This window comes from Streptomyces sp. NPDC057877, assembly GCF_042796855.1.
Lineage (GTDB): Bacteria > Actinomycetota > Actinomycetes > Streptomycetales > Streptomycetaceae > Streptomyces.
Window position 1 is genome coordinate 146907 of the sequence record NZ_JBHVMS010000008.1, and the last position, 15907, is coordinate 162813.

Sequence of the window (15907 nt, forward strand, 5' to 3'; positions counted from 1 at the left end):
CGCTACGGCCTACCCGAGCCGCTACGGCCTGGGGGAGCCGCTTGTCCCAACTGCTCCGGCAACGGCCCCGCGTGCGTCACGATCAGCCCCGACACCGCGCGGGTCAGCGCCACGTACAGGCGGCGCAGGCCCGTGCGCTCGTCGGGTTCGGCGTCGACCACGGCCCGGGGTTCGTCGAGGACCACGTAGTCGTACTCCAGGCCCTTCGCCAGGGACGCCGGGACCAGGGTGAGGCGGCGGTCCGGGGTGGTCTCCTCGCCGGGGGCGAGGGGGCTGAGCCCGGCCGCCGCCAGGGACTCGGTGAGGGCCGGGATCCGGGCGTCGGCGGCGATCAGGCCGATGGACCCCTCCTGGCGCAGCGAGTCGACGCAGGCCGCCACCACGTCGGCCGTCCCGGTCACCGGGCGGATCTCGAAGGAGCCCGGGTTCTCGCGCACCGACGCCACCGGGGTCAGCCCCGGCGCGATGTGCGGCAGCAGCCGGGAGGCGTAGACGATCACGTCCGTCGGCACGCGGAAACCGGCCGTCAGTTCCTCGACCGCCGCGTCCGGCTTGCCCAGGTGGGTCAGCGCCTCCTGCCAGCTGCGGGTCGCCCAGGGCGTGGTGCCCTGGGCCAGGTCGCCGAGGACGGTCGCGGAGCCGGTGGTGCAGCGGCGGCCGACCGCGCGGTACTGCATGGGGGACAGGTCCTGGGCCTCGTCCAGGACGACATGGCCCAGCGAGTGGGTGCGCTGGACCAGGTCGGTCGCCTCGTCGATCAGCACCGCGTCCGCCGCCGACCACCGGGCGGACCTCACCGAGCGCACCGGCTTCGCCCAGAGGATCGTCTTCTGCTCGTCCGCGGTGAGCACACCGTCGGCGTGTACGGCGAGGAAGTCCGGGTCCGACAGCAGCCGCAGCACCAGCTTCTGCGGGTCGACCGGCGGCCAGATCGCCTTGACGGCCGCCTTCACCGCGCTGTTGCGGGCGACCGCGTCCTGCACCCGGTCGTCGGGGGCCTCGCCGGAGCGCTCCATCTGCACCAGCACGGCGTGCGCGATGCGCTGTGGGAGGGCCTCGCGGGCGGCGCCGTAGCGGATGTCCCGCTCCAGCAACTCCCGCACGATGTCTTCGAGTTCGTACGCCGGAACCCGCCAGCGGCGTGAGCCGCGCACCACCACGACCGGCTCCGTCGGCATGCTGACGTGGGAGTAGACCGCCCGGCGCAGCACCTCCGCCATCCGTGCGTCGCCCTTGACGACCGCGGCGGTCGCGTCGTCGGTGCCGCGCACCTCGACCTGCGCCACCAGGTCGTCCACGGTCGCCTGCTTGACGGACAACTCGCCCAGCGCGGGCAGCACTTGCTCGATGTAGTGCAGGAAGGAGCGGTTCGGGCCGACGACCAGGGTGCCGGTGCGGGCCAGCCGCTCGCGGTGCGCGTACAGCAGGTACGCCACCCGGTGCAGGCCGACCGCCGTCTTCCCGGTGCCGGGACCGCCCTGCACGCACACCGTGCCGCCGAGCCCGGAGCGGACGATCTCGTCCTGCTCGGGCTGGATGGTCGCCACGATGTCCCGCATCGGACCGACACGCGGTCGCTCGATCTCCCGCTGGAGCAGCTTGCTGGCCCGCGCCGCCTCCGCCGGGTCCGACAGGTGCTCGTCCTCGTACGCCGTGAGGTCGCCGCCGGTGTAACCGAAGCGGCGGCGCAGCGCCACGTCCATCGGCTCCTTCTTGGACGCCCGGTAGAACGGCTGCGAGACCGGCGCCCGCCAGTCGATCACCATCGGGTCGCCGTCGGCGTCGTGGACGTGCCGCCGCCCGATGTAGAAGCGCTCACCCCCGGCGCCCTCGGCGAGGTCGGCGCCGGGCGCGTGCAGATAGTCGAGGCGGCCGAAGAACAGCGGCGTGTGGCTCAGGTCGGCGAGCGCCTTGATCCGCTCGTCGATGTGGCGGGCCAGGATCTGCGCGTCCACCCAGTTCGCGGTGGAGTTGCTGAGGTCGAGCGATTCGACGTCCTCCCGCATGGCCCGCAGCGCGGCACGGGACGCCGTGAGGTGGGAGCGCTCGCGCGCGAGGGGATCGTCGGCGGGCGTGGACAAGGGGGTGCCTCCGGAGTGACCTGCGTAGGACTGAGCGACCGGTTGCCGACCGGTTTCCGTCCGGGCGGCGGCACTCCGTGAAGGGAGGCGGGCAAGAGCGGAGATCTTAGGTGAGCGGCGGGGGGCCCGGCCAATGAATTACGCCGGGCCCCTGTGAGCCGTAGGACGCGGAGTGCGGCGTAGGCCTCAGTTCTCCGCCAGCAGCTCGTCCGCGTCCATGATCCGGTACGCGTACCCCTGCTCCGCCAGGAACCGCTGCCGGTGGGCGGCGAAGTCCTGGTCGATCGTGTCGCGGGCGACCACGGAGTAGAAGTGGGCCTGGTGGCCGTCGGCCTTCGGGCGCAGGACGCGGCCGAGGCGCTGGGCCTCCTCCTGGCGGGAGCCGAAGGTGCCGGAGACCTGGATGGCGACCGTCGCCTCGGGGAGGTCGATGGAGAAGTTCGCGACCTTGGAGACGACGAGGACGCTGATCTCGCCCTGCCGGAAGGCCTCGAACAGCTTCTCGCGCTGGGCGTTGGTCGTCTCGCCCTTGATGACGGGGGCGTTGAGGTGCTCGCCCAGTTCGTCGAGCTGGTCGATGTACTGGCCGATGACCAGGATCTGCTGGCCCGCGAACCGGCGGACGATCGCCTCCGTGACCTTGCGCTTGGTGTCGGTCGTGGCGCAGTAGCGGTACTTCTCCTCGGCCTCGGCGGTGGCGTACGCCAGCCGCTCGGAGTCGGTGAGGTTCACGCGGACCTCGACGCAGTCGGCGGGCGCGATGTAGCCCTGCGCCTCGATCTCCTTCCACGGCGCGTCGAACCGCTTGGGGCCGATCAGGGAGAAGACGTCGGACTCCCGGCCGTCCTCGCGCACGAGGGTCGCGGTGAGGCCCAGGCGGCGGCGGGCCTGGAGGTCGGCGGTGAACTTGAAGACCGGCGCGGGCAGCAGGTGCACCTCGTCGTAGACGATCAGACCCCAGTCCCGGGAGTCGAAGAGTTCCAGGTGCGGGTAGACACCCTTCCGCTTCGTCGTCAGCACCTGGTACGTGGCGATGGTGACCGGGCGGATCTCCTTGCGCGTCCCGCTGTACTCGCCGATCTCGTCCTCGGTCAGCGAGGTCCGCTTCACCAGCTCGTGCTTCCACTGCCGGGCGGAGACGGTGTTGGTGACCAGGATCAGCGTCGTCGACTGGGCCTGCGCCATCGAACCCGCCCCGACCAGCGTCTTCCCGGCGCCACAGGGCAGCACGACGACGCCCGAGCCGCCGTGCCAGAAGTTCTCCACCGCCTGCTTCTGGTACGGCCTGAGCGCCCAGCCGTCCTCCGCCAGCTCGATCGGGTGCGCCTCGCCGTCGACGTACCCGGCGAGGTCCTCGGCGGGCCAGCCCAGCTTCAGCAGCACCTGCTTGATCTGTCCGCGCTCCGAGGGGTGCACGGCGACCGTGTCCGGGTCGATGCGCGTGCCGACCAGCGGGGCGATGCGCTTGGAGCGCAGCACCTCCTCCAGGACCGGGCGGTCGGTGGTCGTCAGGACCAGGCCGTGCGCGGGGTGCTTGGAGAGGGTGAGGCGGCCGTAGCGGTCCATCGTCTCGGCGATGTCGACGAGCAGCGCGTGCGGCACGGGGTAGCGGCTGAACTGCACCAGCGCGTCCACGACCTGCTCGGCGTCGTGCCCGGCCGCGCGCGCGTTCCACAGGCCCAGCGGGGTGACCCGGTAGGTGTGGATGTGCTCGGGCGCCCGCTCCAGCTCCGCGAAGGGCGCGATGGCGCGGCGGCAGTCGTCGGCACGCTCGTGGTCGACTTCGAGGAGCAGCGTCTTGTCGGACTGGACGATCAGCGGACCGTTCACGCGGGCACCCTTTCCCTCCGGCCGGACGATTCGGCCGAACGTCCAGTGTGCCTGATCGTCCCTGGCGAGGGGTGGGCTCGGCCGGTGGGCCGGGGAGGGTTCCGGCCGCGGCGCCCCTCCCGTCGTACTGGATGTCTATTCATCCGGGCGGGTGACGCGGTTTCACCTGGACGGCGGCGGCTGCGAAGAATGCGGACCGTGCAGGCCATCACACGTGACCCGTCCCCGCCGACCACCACGCTCGGCTACGCCCTGTTCGCCACCCGGTGGCTGCAGGCGCCGCTGTACTTCGGCCTGGTGGCCGCGCAGGGGGTGTACGTCTACAAGTTCTTCAACGAACTGTGGAGCTTAATCCTCCGGTGTCTGACCGGGCGGGCGACCGAGACGTACGTCATGCTCGCCGTGCTGAAGCTGGTCGACGTGGTGATGATCGCCAACCTGCTGATCATGGTGATCGTCGGTGGCTATGAGACGTTCGTCTCGCGGATCGGGCTGCAGGGGCACCGCGACCAGCCGGAGTGGCTGTCGCACGTGAACTCCAACGTGCTGAAGGTGAAGCTCGCCACCGCGATCGTCGGGATCTCCTCGGTGCACCTGCTGCAGATGTTCGTGGACGTGCACCACACCCCACGGCACTCCCTGCTGTGGGGCACGGTGATCCACATGGCGTTCATCGTCTCGGCGGCGATCCTCTGGTACATGTCCGGGCCGACGACGGCCGCCCATCACGACGCGGCGGAGGTCCGCGACGACCCGCCCCGGCGGACCGCGGAGCCGTCGGCGGCCGTCGTCCCCGCGCAGGGCGGGCCGCCCGCCGACGAGGTGGGCGCCGAGGAGCGGCTGCGGGCGGCCGGGTTCCCGGCGCGCAAGGTGCTGGAGGAGTTCGACGCCGACCACCCCCGCGCCTTCGACCGGGAGGCCGTGGCCCGGCTCGGCAAGCTGGACTTCCTCGCCGTACCCGGCAACGTGGTGCTCACCGGTCCCCCCGGCACCGGCAAGACCCACCTCGCCGTCGGCATCGGGGTGCGCGCCTGCGAGGCCGGGCACCGGGTCCTCTTCGGCACCGCCGAGGAGTGGGCCGCCCGGCTGTCCGGCGCGCAGGCGGCGGGACGGCTCGGGGAGGAGCTGACCGCCCTGGACGCCTACCCCCTGCTGATCGTCGACGAGATCGGCTACGTCCCCTTCGACGCGGACACCACCCGCCTGCTCTTCCAACTGGTCGCCCACCGCTACGAACGGGCCTCGCTGGTCGTCACCTGCGACCGGCCGCTCGACCGCTGGCACGAGGTCTTCGGCGGCCCGGCGGCCCCGGCGATGGTGGACCGGCTGGCCCACCACGCCGAGACCGTGCGCATCGACGGCGACAGCTACCGGATGCGCCGGGCCGCGGGCGGCCGGGCTACCGCAGCGTGGGCAGACTGACGTTGTTGATCAGTGGGCCCTCGACGTTGACCGCCTCCGTGACGAGCGGCTCGGCGCCCACGAGGGGCAGCGGCAGGGGCAGCGACGGGGCCGCGGAGGCCTCCGGGGCCAGCGCGGCGATGAGCGCCGCCGCGGAGAACAGCGCCGCCGCGGACACGGCGACGGCGGCACGGGTCTGGGCGGAACGGGTGCGGGCGGGGAGCTTGGCACGCATGGGACGTCTGGGCCTTTCACCTACGGGACGTGGGGAGGAGGGGGGTGCGGGGCCGGTACGGGGGGCGTGGACCGGCCCCGCCCACCCGGTGCGGGGACGGGCGGCGTCTAGATGGGCGGCGTCTCCAGGACCAGACCCGCCACGTCGATGCCGATGGCGGCGGCCTGGGTGGTGAAGGCGCCGATCAGCACGGCGGTGGCGGACAGGACGGTGGCGACACGACGGACAGCACGCATCCGGGACTTCCTCTCACTCCGGTCACCTGACCGGGTTCGGCCAGGACAACCGGTGGCTGCCCCACGCCCCGCACCGGGATGCGGGACACGGATCAAGCTCCCTCATGGGTGGGAAGTGTCCGGCGTGGCGTGCATGAACGCGGGCGTACACCCGCACGAGTGAGGCCCTAGCCCTGGTCGTCCGCCAGCTCCGCCACCCCCGTGATCCGGTGCAGCGGATACGTGCGGACCTCGTCCGCGGTGTGGTCGTACGCCGTCACGAAGCCGCCCTCCACGCGGACGGGCGCGATGACGCGCTGGCTCGCGGTGCCCTCGGCGTTCACGTAGCCGATCCACAGGGTCTGCCCGGTCAGTACGGCGGCCTGCAGGGTGGCGAGGGTCTCGGCGGAGCCGGTGCGCGGCGGCTCGCCGCCCGCCGGGGCGTCGGTGGTGGGCTTGCGCGGGGTCGTGGAGGCCAGGTCGCCCGCGCGGATGGCGCGGATCGCGGCCGTCAGCAGGGTCGCGTCCGGGGGCGGCGGCCCGTCCGGCACCGGCTCCGGGGGCGTACGCGGGGGTGTGCGGTGGGCGTGCGCGCGCGTGATCAGTACGTCGCCCTCGGCGGACTCGGCGGCGGGCGCGAAGCCCATCGCGCGCAGGCCCTCCAGCAGGGCCGCCGGGTCCGACTGCGCGGCCAGCACCGTGGGCGCGAGACGGCGCAGGCGCAGGCCCGCGGACCGCTTGTCGGCGAGGATCTCGTGCAGCAGGGCGTCGTCGTCGCAGCGGACGTACGCCGACGCCGCGCCGACCCGCAGGTGCCCGTGCCTGCGCGCCACGTCGTCGATCAGGTACGCGAGCGGCTGCGGAACCGGCGTACGCGAGTGCTCCGTGAGGAAGGCGTGCAGGTCGGAGGCGCTGCGACCCGCGTCAAGCGCGCGGCGCACGGAGCCGGGGGTGAAGCGGTAGACCGTGGCCCCGCCCTTCGACTCCACGTCCGCGAGGATGCCGAGCATGTCCGCCAGCGGGCGCTCCAGGGGGCCCGGTGCCACGGCCGTGAGGTCGGCCTGGAGCAGGACGTGGTCGAGAGGTTCCGGGAGGAGGGGGGCGAGGAGGCGGGCGGCGGACGCGGTGGCGGTGGCCTGCTCCGGCGGGGACAGGGGGTGGTGCTCCGGGGCGGTGCGGTGGTGGTGGAAGGGCAGCTTGTCGCCGGGGCCCCGCGCGGGGGGCTCCTGCGGGGGCCTCGGCGGGGCGGGCGCTCCCAGCAGGGCCCTGGCGTGGGTCGACAGCGCGCCGCGGCCCGTGATGCCGAGCAGCTCCGCCTCGTTCAGCGTCCACTCCGCCAGGCGTGCGCGCAGGTCGTCGGCCGTCCGTGGCGGGCGCTCCCAGCGGAGCCGGGCCAGCAGCGAGTCCGTCGCGGGTGCGGAGCCCTCCGGGAGGTCGGCGATCAGGGCCAGCACCCGGTGCCGCACCTCCTGCGCGGCCGAGCGGTCCAGGCCCGGTCCCAGCGTCGACAGGCTGCGGTCCTTGGCGTCCCGGCCGCCCACCAGACCCGGCGTCCGGGTCGCCGCCAGCCACACCTCCGCCAGGCGGGCCCAGCGCTCGGCGGCGGGCAGCTCCAGCCACTCGTCGTAGGCCGGGGTGGCCGCGTACCGCTCGTCGGGCTCCCCGTCGGAGGCCAGCAGCCCGGCGGCGTAGGCGAGTTCCACCCAGAACGCGGCGACCGGCTCGGACACGTCCAGCGCGACCGCCGTCCGCTTGAGGTCCCGCACGCTCAGCCCACCGGCCCGCAGGACCGTCGGACCGCCCTCGTCCCAGTCCTTCAGCAACTCCTCCACGGTGGCCAGCGCGGTGTACGCCTGCCCCGCCGCCGTACTGTCCACAACCTGTGGATGATGTGTCGCGGCGACCGTCACCGGCGGTGGCGTGGGCTCCGGCACGCGGTGCGCCCGCCCCGCGCGCAGATGGAGCGCGACCTCCCGGGGGAGGACGACCGTCCCGGGTGCCGTCGGCAGCAGCAGCCCGCGGTCCAGCAGCCAGCGGAGTCTGGCGGCCGGGTCGGCGGTGACCTGGCCGTACGGCGGCCCCCACAGGAGTCTGTCCAGGACCTCGACCGAGTCGGCGGGGGCCTCGGCCAGCAGGTCGTTCATCCGGGCGCGGTCGGTGAAGAGGGCGGTGAGCGCGGCCACCGCGGAGACCGAGTCGTGCGTGGACGCGAGGCCCGCCGTGGTGACGATCTCCTGGATCCTGCCCGGCGACATGCCCGCCGTCGCCTCCTGCACCGTCGGGCCGAGGCCGGTCGGGGAGGGGTGCTGCGGTGTGGGCGCGAGGAGTTCGCGCGCGGTGCGCACCAGGCGCAGACGGTCGTCGGCGCCCCACACCAGCGCCTGTTCGCGCAGCAGGTTCAGGGCGCGCGGCAGGGCCGCCGTCACCTCCGGGTCGCGGTCGTCCCCGGCCAGCAGCCCGAGCAGTTCGTCGTACGTCGCCGGGTCGGCCGCCACCGCCAGCGCCTGCGCCGTCTGCACCGCGAACCTGTCCAGCCGCTCCAGCGCCCGCACCACCGACGCGCGCGTACCGGCGCGGGTGGCGAGCTGGGTGAGGTCCGTCGGGACGGGCGTGATGAGGTCGGGACGGCTGCGCAGGAGGGTCGCCAGGGAGGCGTCGTCGCGCGAGCGGAGCGCCTCCGCGAGGGACCGGGGCGCGGTCGGCTTCTCGTCGCTGCTCATCCGGTCAACGGTAGCGGGTGCGGGGGCGCCAGAGGCGAACGGAACGTTTCCACGGCCCGGTGAGCGCCGCGCTCTCCCGGCCGGGGGGCTGCGCTAACGTCGTCCGGGTGGGGATCGAGAGCGACAAGGTCGTCTACGAGTATCTGAGCCGCGTCGGTGACGTGGCCCAGCAGCGGCAGCTTCCGTCCGCTGCGCGGATGCGGCTCGTGTCGCAGCTGCGGGACGAGATCGACCGGCGCCGGGCCAAGGCGGTGATCGACAATCCGGCCTCCGTCCGGCGGATCCTCGCGCGGATCGGGAGCCCCGACGACGTGGTCACCGCCGCGGACTCCGCCGCGGACTCGGGTGGGGCCCAGTCGAAGGCCCCGTCCACCGCGCGGGCCGTGCCCGCGCGGCGCGAGCCCGAGCGGACGGCTCCCGCCGCGTCTCCGCCGCACCGTGCGGGTGAGCACGAACTGGGGGACAGCTCGCGTCAGCCCGACTGGTGGCGGGTGGACAGCAGCCCGTTCGGGGTCGGCGACCAGGTCGACGGGTTCGTGGGCGGGGTGGAGGTCCCGGAGCTGTTCAGGCCGCCGGGGCCGCGCAAGGCCGCGGAGGGCTCTGAGAAGGCCGCAGAGACCGCCGCTGAACCCGAGCCCGAATCCGAGCCCGAGTCCGGGACGCGCAAGCGGCGGTTGCGGCTGCCCGCCCTCGGACGGTGGAGCAATCCGCTGCTGCTGCTCGCCGCGGCGCTGCTCGTCGTCGGCGCCGTGCTGCGGCACCCCGTCTATCTCGCCTTCGGGTGGCTGATCGCCTATCTCTCGCGGCGGCTCACCCCGACCGAGATGAAGATCGCGGTCATAGGGCTGCCCTCGCTCGCCGTCGCCGGTGGTGTGGTGTGGCTCTGGGGCCGGGAGAACGAGCGGTGGGGGACGCGGATCGCCGAGGGGGCGATGAACGACGCCATCGGCGAGGCGTATCCCTGGGTGGTGCGCGGGGCCGCCGTGGCGTCGGCGCTGTTCCTGGTGTGGCGGTCCCAGCGGCGACGGTAGCCGTCCCGCGGTAGGGGCTGTGGCCCGCACAATGGCCCGTATGGCCTTCACGACCGCTTACCCCACCGTCGGGTTCGATCTCGACATGACCCTCATCGACTCCCGGCCCGGCATCCACGCCTGCTACCTGGCGCTGGCCGAGCGGACGGGCGTGCACATCGACGCCGATCTGGCGATCACGCGCCTCGGGCCGCCGTTGGAGGAGGAACTGCGGAACTGGTTCCCGGCGGCGGAGGTGGCGGCCGTGGCCGATGTGTACCGGGCCATGTACCCGTCGATCGCGGTCACCGCGACGCCCGCGCTGCCGGGGGCCCGGGAGGCGATCGCCGCCGTGCGGGAGGCCGGGGGGCGGGCGATCGTGGTGACCGCCAAGTACGAACCCAACGCCAAGCTGCACCTCGCGCACCTCGGCATGGAGCCGGACGCGGTCATAGGCGACCTGTGGGCCGAGGCGAAGGCGGAGGCGCTGCGGGAGCACGACGCCGGGGTCTACGTAGGCGACCACGTCGGTGATGTGCGGGGCGCGCGGGCCGCCGGAGCCCTGTCGGTGGCGGTGGCCACCGGGCCCTGTGACGCCGGGGAGCTGCGGGCGGCGGGCGCGGATGTCGTGCTCGAGGATCTGACCGGGTTCCCGGAGTGGCTTTCGGCCTATCTCGAAGCCTCCCGCGCCTGACGGCGGCCCGCCGCGATGGAGCGCAGGACGCCCGCGCCCGCGATGGCGAAACCGACGCCCATGAGCATGCTCAGACCGAACATGTAGGTGGGAAATGGCGTCGTTCCGAGGAACAGCGGCGCCACCGTGACGAGTGTGGCCACGGTACCGATGAAGAACACCACGGCACCGGCACGGATCAGCCGGTCACCGGGTGCGGCGGAATTCGTTTGGGTTTTGTCACGCACCGGACCAGGGTAGTTCCCAGCGCGAAGGAACAACCGGGTGACGTCTTGTCACCGGCTCCTGGACCAATAGTCTTGGTACCGGCGGGTCATGGACGACCCGCCCCAGTGCTATCAAGAGCCGTTTCAGAAGCAGTTTTCCCGACGAGTACGAGGACGAGGACAGACGTGCCTACCGGCAAGGTCAAGTGGTTCAACAGCGAGAAGGGCTTCGGCTTTCTCTCCCGCGACGACGGCGGTGACGTCTTCGTCCATTCCTCGGTTCTCCCCGCCGGAGTCGAGACGCTCAAGCCGGGTCAGCGCGTGGAGTTCGGGGTCGTCGCCGGGCAGCGCGGCGACCAGGCCCTCTCGGTGACGCTCCTCGACCCGACGCCCTCGGTCGCCGCCGCGCAGCGCAAGAAGCCCGACGAGCTGGCCTCCATCGTCCAGGACCTGACGACCCTCCTGGAGAACATCACACCGATGCTCGAAAAGGGGCGCTACCCCGACAAGGCCTCCGGCAAGAAGATCGCCGGTCTGTTGCGGGCGGTGGCTGACCAGCTCGACGTATAGCGGTCGTAGGGCGGTCGTATGGCGGTCGTATAGCGGTCTCAGGGGAATTCGAGCGCGTTCGGGCCGAGGGGCGGCAGGAGTCCCTCGGCCGCCGCGCGCGTCAGCAGGCCGCGTACCGCCGCGTAGCCGTCGGCGCCCAGGTCGGCCGTGAACTCGTTGACGTACAGGCCGATGTGCTGGTCCGCGACCGCCGGGTCCATCTCCTGGGCGTGCTCCATGACATAGGGGCGGGAGGCCTCGGGGTCGTCCCAGGCGGCGCGGACCGAGGCGCGGATGGCGTCGGCCAGCCGGGTCAGGGTCCCGGCGCCCAGTGAGCGCTTGGCGATGATCGCGCCGAGCGGGATCGGCAGGCCCGTCGTGCGCTCCCAGTGCTCGCCCATGTCGGCGAGCCTGTGCAGGCCGTAGTTCTGGTACGTGAAGCGGGCCTCGTGGATGACCAGTCCCGCGTCGACCTTGCCGTCCCGCACCGCGGGCATGATCTCGTGGAACGGCATGACGACGACCTCACCGACCCCGCCGGGCACGGTGTCCGCCGCCCAGAGGCGGAACAGGAGGTACGCCGTCGACCTCTCGCTGGGTACGGCGACCGTGCGCTGGCTGAGGTCGGTGGTGTGCTCGTCGCGGGTGAGGACCAGCGGGCCGCAGCCCCGGCCCAGCGCGCCGCCGCAGGGCAGGAGCGTGTACGCGTCGAGGACGTACGGCAGTACGGCGTAGGAGACCTTCAGGACGTCGTACTCGCCCCGCTCGGCCATGCCGTTGGTGAGGTCGATGTCGGCGAAGGTGACGTCGAGGGGCGGGGCGTCCGGGACGCGGCCGTGGGCCAGGGCGTCGAAGACGAAGGTGTCGTTGGGGCAGGGGGAGTAGGCCGTCTGGAGGGGCCGGTCACCGGTGGTCATGTGCGTTCCAACTCTCCAGTACGGGCGTGAGCTTCCCGAAGGCCTCGGTGAGGGCGGCGAGGGCGTCGCCGATGCGCCAGGCGGCGCGGTCGCGGGGGCCGACGGGGTTCGAGACGGCGCGCACTTCGAGGACGGGGACGCCGTGGGCGGCGGCGGCCTCCGCGACGCCGAAGCCCTCCATGGCCTCCGCGAGGGCCGTGGGGTGCCGCTCGCGCAGGGCGGCGGCGCGGGCCGCGGTGCCGGTCACCGTGGAGACGGTGAGGACGGCGCCGGTGCGGGCGCCGGTGGCGGTGGCGGCGTCCCGTACGAGTGGATCGGGCGGGCGGTGGGTGACGGTTCCGAAGCCGAGGTCGGTGACCGGCAGGAACCCGTCGGCGGTCTCCGCGCCCAGGTCGGCCGCGGTGATCTCGTCGGCGACGACCAGGGAGCCGACGGGGGCTCCGGGGAGGAAGCCGCCCCCGATGCCCGCCGAGACGACCAGCGTGTACTTGGCGCCGCAGAGGGCCTTCGCCGTGGTCGCGGCCGCCGCCGCGGGGCCGACCCCCGCGGCGATGACCCGGCCCGGGAACGTCCGAGCCACCGCGTCCCGTTCGGCGGGGACCGCGGTGGCTACGAGGATGTGCGCGGCGGACGTGATCAGTCGTCCTTCTTGAGCTTGAACGACCACAGGCCCCTGGCGTCCTTCTCGCCTTCCTTGATGGAGACGAGGGTGGAGTCGCCCTGCGCGCCGTACTGGGCGTTGAAGAACACGCTGCCGGGGATCGTCGTGTAGGTCTTCTTCAGGGGCTCGTTGAGCAGCGGCTGACCGTTCATCAGGATCGTCCAGCCCTCGTCCGCGACCTCCGGGTCGACGCCGAAGCGCACGATCTCGTCGGGGTCGACCGTGATCGAGTCGATGTCCTCGTCGCGCAGGCACTCGGTGAGGTCCGCGGTCTTCAGGGCGTCGCCGTCGTTGTAGCAGGTCGCCTCGGAGCTGACCGAGTCCGATCCGACGGTGATCGTCGACATCGGCGTCGGCTTGTCGCAGGCCGACAGGACGAGCAGTCCGGCGGATACGGCGCCGGCGGCGGCGACGGCGCGGCGGCGTCGCACAGCAGCGGATTGCATGGTCATGGCCGAAGGCTATCGGGCGCCCGGCGCCGGTCGCCTATGTGGGGTGCGCGGTGCGCGGTGCGTTACGCCACGCGTGGGCGGCTCACACCGCCGCGGCGGGCCGAGGTGAGCAGGCCGCGTACGGTGGTCAGCCAGCCCAGGGCGACGATCGCGGCGCCGACCGACAGGCCGAGGGTGCCGTTGAGGGGCAGGGCGATGCCGACCGCGCCGCCGACCACCCACGACATCTGCAGCAGCGTCTCGGAGCGGGCGAACGCCGAGGTGCGGACCAGTTCGGGCACGTCCCGCTGGATCAGCGCGTCCAGGGAGAGCTTGGCCAGCGCCTGGGAGAACCCGGCGAGCGCCGCGAGGCACACCACCAGGAACGCGCTGAAGAACACCGCCGCCGTGACCGCCGCGGCGGCCTCGATCGCGACCACCGTCACGATGATGATCTCCGGCGCGCGGGAGCGCAGCCACGCCCCCACCGCCGTACCGAGCGCGTTGCCCGTGCCCGCGGCGACCGCCACCATGCCCAGCGACACCGCCGCGCTCTGCCCGGACAGCGGGTGCTCGCGCAGCAGGAACGCCAGGAAGAAGATCAGGAACCCGGCGAGACAGCGGATGGCGGCGTTGGCGCCCAGCGCGTGGGTGACGGCGATGCCGACCGTGCGCAGGCCCGGACGCTTGACCGGCTTGAGGTGCGGCCCGTGCAGGTGCTCCTCGTCCGCCGCCAGCAGCGCGGTGTCCTCGCCCTTGGCCGAGTCGACCTTCGGGGGGAGCGAGAAGGAGAGGAACATCCCGGCGACGAAGATCACGAAGGCGCCGTAGAGGGGCCAGCGCGGCCCGATCGCCTGGAGCCCCGCGCCGATCGGGGCGGCCACCCCGGTGGCCAGCAGCCCGCCGAGGGTCACCCGCGAGTTGGCCTTGACGAGGGAGAAGCCGCTGGGGAGCAGCCGGGGCACGACCGCGCTGCGGACGACGCCGTACGCCTTGGAGGCCACCAGCACGCCGAGCGCGGCCGGGTACAGCTCGATGCCGCCGGTGATCACCGCGCCGGACAGCACCAGCGCGAGCAGCGCCCGCGCGAGCATGGCGCCCGCCATCGCCGCGCGGCGGCCGTGCGGGACACGGTCGAGGAGCGGGCCGATCACCGGCGCGAGAAGCGTGAACGGCAGCATGGTGATCGCCAGGTACAGCGCGACCCGGCCACGCGCCTCGTCCGTCGGCACGGAGAAGAAGACCGTGGAGGCGAGCGCCACGGTGATCATCACGTCGCCCGCGCCGTTCACACCGTGCAGTTCGATCAGCTTGCCGAGTCCGGACTCACCGGCGCCGTGCGCGTGGGTGGCCCTGCGGATGCCGCGGACGGTGCCCGTCACCGGGAAGTGCAGGGCACGGCCGACCGCGCGGAGGGACCCGGGCCACCGGCCCCCTCCGCCACCTGCGTTCTTTCCGCCGACCCCGCCACCGATGCCGGTGGCACCGTCGGACGACTTCGCGGCTGCCACCCCGCAATAGTGCCCCGAGATGGTGGTGTGTAGTGCGTCTACGGCGCGTATGGCCCGCACTTCACCGTGGACGGGCGGTACCGGAAGATCACCGTCGGGCCGCGATCCGTCCCGTCGGTGTAGGCCAAGCGCCGACGAACAGGTAGCGTGCGTATCTCGGCCATCCCGCAGAATGGATGGTGTCAGGTGCGCTCGAGTGCGATGGCGCGTGGACGTCGACGCGGTCCCCAGGTCCGCTCCGTCCGCCCCGCCGCCTTCAGGCAGGCGCACCCGAGAGACGGCGTAGGAGAGAAGCGATACCTGTGAGCGCAGCGACAACGCGAAGCCGCACCCCCGACCGCCTGTGCGCCGAGGCCGTCGACCTCGCACGCGCCGCAGCCGAGGAGGCGGCGGCGCCAGGCGTCGTCGGCGAGCATGTGGGCGTGGTGTCCGAGGGCGACCGCGTCGTCACGCACTTCTTCGAGTGCGGGGAACCGGGCTACCGCGGCTGGCGCTGGGCGGCGACCGTGGCCCGCGCCTCCCGCGCGAAGCTCGTCACCCTGGACGAGGTCGTGCTGCTGCCCGGCCCCGACGCGCTGCTCGCCCCCGAGTGGGTGCCCTGGAGCGAACGCCTGCGCCCCGGTGACATGGGCCCCGGCGACCTCCTGCCCACCGACGCCGAGGACCTCCGCCTCGAGCCCGGCTGGTCCGGCGAGGAGGAGCCGCCGCCGAACTCCGCCGTCTCCGAGGAGATGGCCGACCTGGTGGAGGCCGAGGACGCGGAGGTGACGCAGGGCCCGCCCGCGAACCTCCCGATGGCCCCGACCCGGGGTTCGATCTCCGCCGTCGCCGAGGAACTCGGCATGCGCCGCGCGCGGGTCCTGTCCCGGTACGGCCTCCATGTCGCCGCCGACCGCTGGGAGGAGGCCTACGGCTCCAAGACCCAGATGGCCCAGGCGGCCCCCGCCTCCTGCGTCAGCTGCGGCTTCCTGGTCCCCCTCGGCGGCTCCCTCGGCCAGGCCTTCGGCGTCTGCGCCAACGAGTTCTCCCCGGCGGACGGCCGCGTGGTGTCCCTCACCTACGGGTGCGGGGGCCACTCGGAGGCGGCCGTCATGCCCAAGCCCCCGGTCCCGGCTCCCCCGGTGATCGACGAGACCCGGGTGGACCCGTTCCCGCTGCGACCGTCGCGGGATTCGGGGTCGGTGCCGGAGGTGGCGGTGGAGGGGGATGTGGCGGAGTTGGGGCATTCGTAGGGATCCGGACCGGGTTGCTGCGCAGCCGGGGTCCGGGGCGGAGCCCCGTGGCGGGGCGCATGCAGCCCTCCGAGCCGTAGCCCGGGGTCCGGGGCGGAGCCCCGTGGCGGTCCCTTCCAGCCCACCGAGTCGGGTGGTGGGTGGGCGAGGCCGGGGTCCGGGGCGGAGCCCCGTGGCGGGGCGCATGCAGCCCTCCGAGCCGTAGCCCGGGGTC

Annotated in this window: 15 protein-coding genes; 5 read left to right on the forward strand and 10 right to left on the reverse strand. The window is 73.2% G+C overall.

The annotated features are described in order from the left end of the window. Window positions 1-2: 2 nt before the first annotated feature. Window positions 3-2081: a HelD family protein gene (locus tag ACFVQG_RS24905; RefSeq protein WP_383387437.1), complete on the reverse strand. Its 2079-nt coding sequence runs from the start codon at window positions 2079-2081 to the stop codon at window positions 3-5. Window positions 2082-2267: 186 nt separating this feature from the next. Further along, on the reverse strand, window positions 2268-3911 hold the full coding sequence (locus tag ACFVQG_RS24910; RefSeq protein ID WP_383387439.1) for a DNA repair helicase XPB: 1644 nt from the start codon (window positions 3909-3911) through the stop codon (window positions 2268-2270). Between the two features lie 189 nt (window positions 3912-4100). Between ACFVQG_RS24910 and istB the strand changes: the two genes are divergently transcribed. After that, entirely contained in the window at window positions 4101-5333 is a 1233-nt protein-coding gene (gene istB / locus ACFVQG_RS24915) for an IS21-like element helper ATPase IstB (RefSeq protein ID WP_383387442.1), read from the forward strand. Here istB and ACFVQG_RS24920 read toward each other — a convergent pair. From ACFVQG_RS24920 to ACFVQG_RS24930, 3 genes are all read right to left on the reverse strand, one after another. Continuing rightward, window positions 5311-5547: a hypothetical protein gene (locus ACFVQG_RS24920; RefSeq protein WP_383387444.1), complete on the reverse strand. Its 237-nt coding sequence runs from the start codon at window positions 5545-5547 to the stop codon at window positions 5311-5313. The genes istB and ACFVQG_RS24920 overlap by 23 nt on opposite strands. 107 nt (window positions 5548-5654) lie before the next feature. After that, complete coding sequence (locus ACFVQG_RS24925; protein WP_383387448.1) at window positions 5655-5783, reverse strand: hypothetical protein; 129 nt, start codon at window positions 5781-5783, stop codon at window positions 5655-5657. 167 nt (window positions 5784-5950) lie between these two features. Next, window positions 5951-8482 carry a helicase-associated domain-containing protein gene (locus ACFVQG_RS24930; RefSeq protein ID WP_383387450.1) on the reverse strand — a complete coding sequence of 844 codons (2532 nt, stop codon included), beginning with the start codon at window positions 8480-8482 and terminating at the stop codon, window positions 5951-5953. A 107-nt stretch (window positions 8483-8589) separates the two neighbouring features. Here ACFVQG_RS24930 and ACFVQG_RS24935 point away from each other — a divergent pair, with 107 nt between their 5' ends. Together ACFVQG_RS24935 and ACFVQG_RS24940 are read left to right on the forward strand one after the other, a co-directional pair. Continuing rightward, on the forward strand, window positions 8590-9513 hold the full coding sequence (locus ACFVQG_RS24935) for a hypothetical protein (protein ID WP_383387452.1): 924 nt from the start codon (window positions 8590-8592) through the stop codon (window positions 9511-9513). A 40-nt stretch (window positions 9514-9553) separates the two neighbouring features. Further along, complete coding sequence (locus ACFVQG_RS24940) at window positions 9554-10186, forward strand: HAD family hydrolase (RefSeq protein ID WP_383387455.1); 633 nt, start codon at window positions 9554-9556, stop codon at window positions 10184-10186. On the opposite strand, the gene ACFVQG_RS24945 is transcribed toward ACFVQG_RS24940, so the two are convergent. Then, a complete protein-coding gene (locus tag ACFVQG_RS24945) occupies window positions 10162-10413 on the reverse strand; it encodes a hypothetical protein (protein WP_383387460.1) in 252 nt (83 codons plus the stop codon). The two genes, ACFVQG_RS24940 and ACFVQG_RS24945, sit on opposite strands and share 25 nt — an antisense overlap. Window positions 10414-10578: 165 nt before the next feature. Here ACFVQG_RS24945 and ACFVQG_RS24950 point away from each other — a divergent pair, with 165 nt between their 5' ends. Beyond that, complete coding sequence (locus ACFVQG_RS24950; protein WP_129798464.1) at window positions 10579-10962, forward strand: cold-shock protein; 384 nt, start codon at window positions 10579-10581, stop codon at window positions 10960-10962. 38 nt (window positions 10963-11000) lie between these two features. Here ACFVQG_RS24950 and ACFVQG_RS24955 read toward each other — a convergent pair whose 3' ends face one another. The 4 genes from ACFVQG_RS24955 to ACFVQG_RS24970 form a co-directional block, all read right to left on the reverse strand. Further along, window positions 11001-11858: a 1,4-dihydroxy-6-naphthoate synthase gene (locus ACFVQG_RS24955; RefSeq protein WP_383387462.1), complete on the reverse strand. Its 858-nt coding sequence runs from the start codon at window positions 11856-11858 to the stop codon at window positions 11001-11003. Then, window positions 11845-12525: a futalosine hydrolase gene (locus ACFVQG_RS24960; protein ID WP_383387464.1), complete on the reverse strand. Its 681-nt coding sequence runs from the start codon at window positions 12523-12525 to the stop codon at window positions 11845-11847. Before ACFVQG_RS24960 ends, ACFVQG_RS24955 begins: the two co-directional genes overlap by 14 nt. Then, window positions 12495-12971: a DUF2771 domain-containing protein gene (locus ACFVQG_RS24965; RefSeq protein WP_383387466.1), complete on the reverse strand. Its 477-nt coding sequence runs from the start codon at window positions 12969-12971 to the stop codon at window positions 12495-12497. Before ACFVQG_RS24965 ends, ACFVQG_RS24960 begins: the two co-directional genes overlap by 31 nt. 62 nt (window positions 12972-13033) lie before the next feature. Next, window positions 13034-14461 carry an MFS transporter gene (locus ACFVQG_RS24970; RefSeq protein ID WP_383387468.1) on the reverse strand — a complete coding sequence of 476 codons (1428 nt, stop codon included), beginning with the start codon at window positions 14459-14461 and terminating at the stop codon, window positions 13034-13036. A gap of 302 nt (window positions 14462-14763) precedes the next feature. Here ACFVQG_RS24970 and ACFVQG_RS24975 point away from each other — a divergent pair, with 302 nt between their 5' ends. Further along, the gene (locus tag ACFVQG_RS24975; RefSeq protein ID WP_383387470.1) at window positions 14764-15693 is read left to right on the forward strand and encodes a DUF3027 domain-containing protein; all 930 of its coding nucleotides are present in this window, start codon (window positions 14764-14766) and stop codon (window positions 15691-15693) included. Window positions 15694-15907 lie beyond the last annotated feature (214 nt).

Bases quoted from the DNA above. Each gene is read 5' to 3' on its own strand.
- istB (WP_383387442.1), top strand. From the start codon at position 4,101: ATGCGGACCGTGCAGGCCATCACACGTGACCCGTCCCCGCCGACCACC.
- ACFVQG_RS24920 (WP_383387444.1), bottom strand. From the start codon at position 5,547: ATGCGTGCCAAGCTCCCCGCCCGCACCCGTTCCGCCCAGACCCGTGCC.
- ACFVQG_RS24925 (WP_383387448.1), bottom strand. From the start codon at position 5,783: ATGCGTGCTGTCCGTCGTGTCGCCACCGTCCTGTCCGCCACCGCCGTG.
- ACFVQG_RS24930 (WP_383387450.1), bottom strand. From the start codon at position 8,482: ATGAGCAGCGACGAGAAGCCGACCGCGCCCCGGTCCCTCGCGGAGGCG.
- ACFVQG_RS24940 (WP_383387455.1), top strand. From the start codon at position 9,554: ATGGCCTTCACGACCGCTTACCCCACCGTCGGGTTCGATCTCGACATG.
- ACFVQG_RS24955 (WP_383387462.1), bottom strand. From the start codon at position 11,858: ATGACCACCGGTGACCGGCCCCTCCAGACGGCCTACTCCCCCTGCCCC.
- ACFVQG_RS24965 (WP_383387466.1), bottom strand. From the start codon at position 12,971: ATGACCATGCAATCCGCTGCTGTGCGACGCCGCCGCGCCGTCGCCGCC.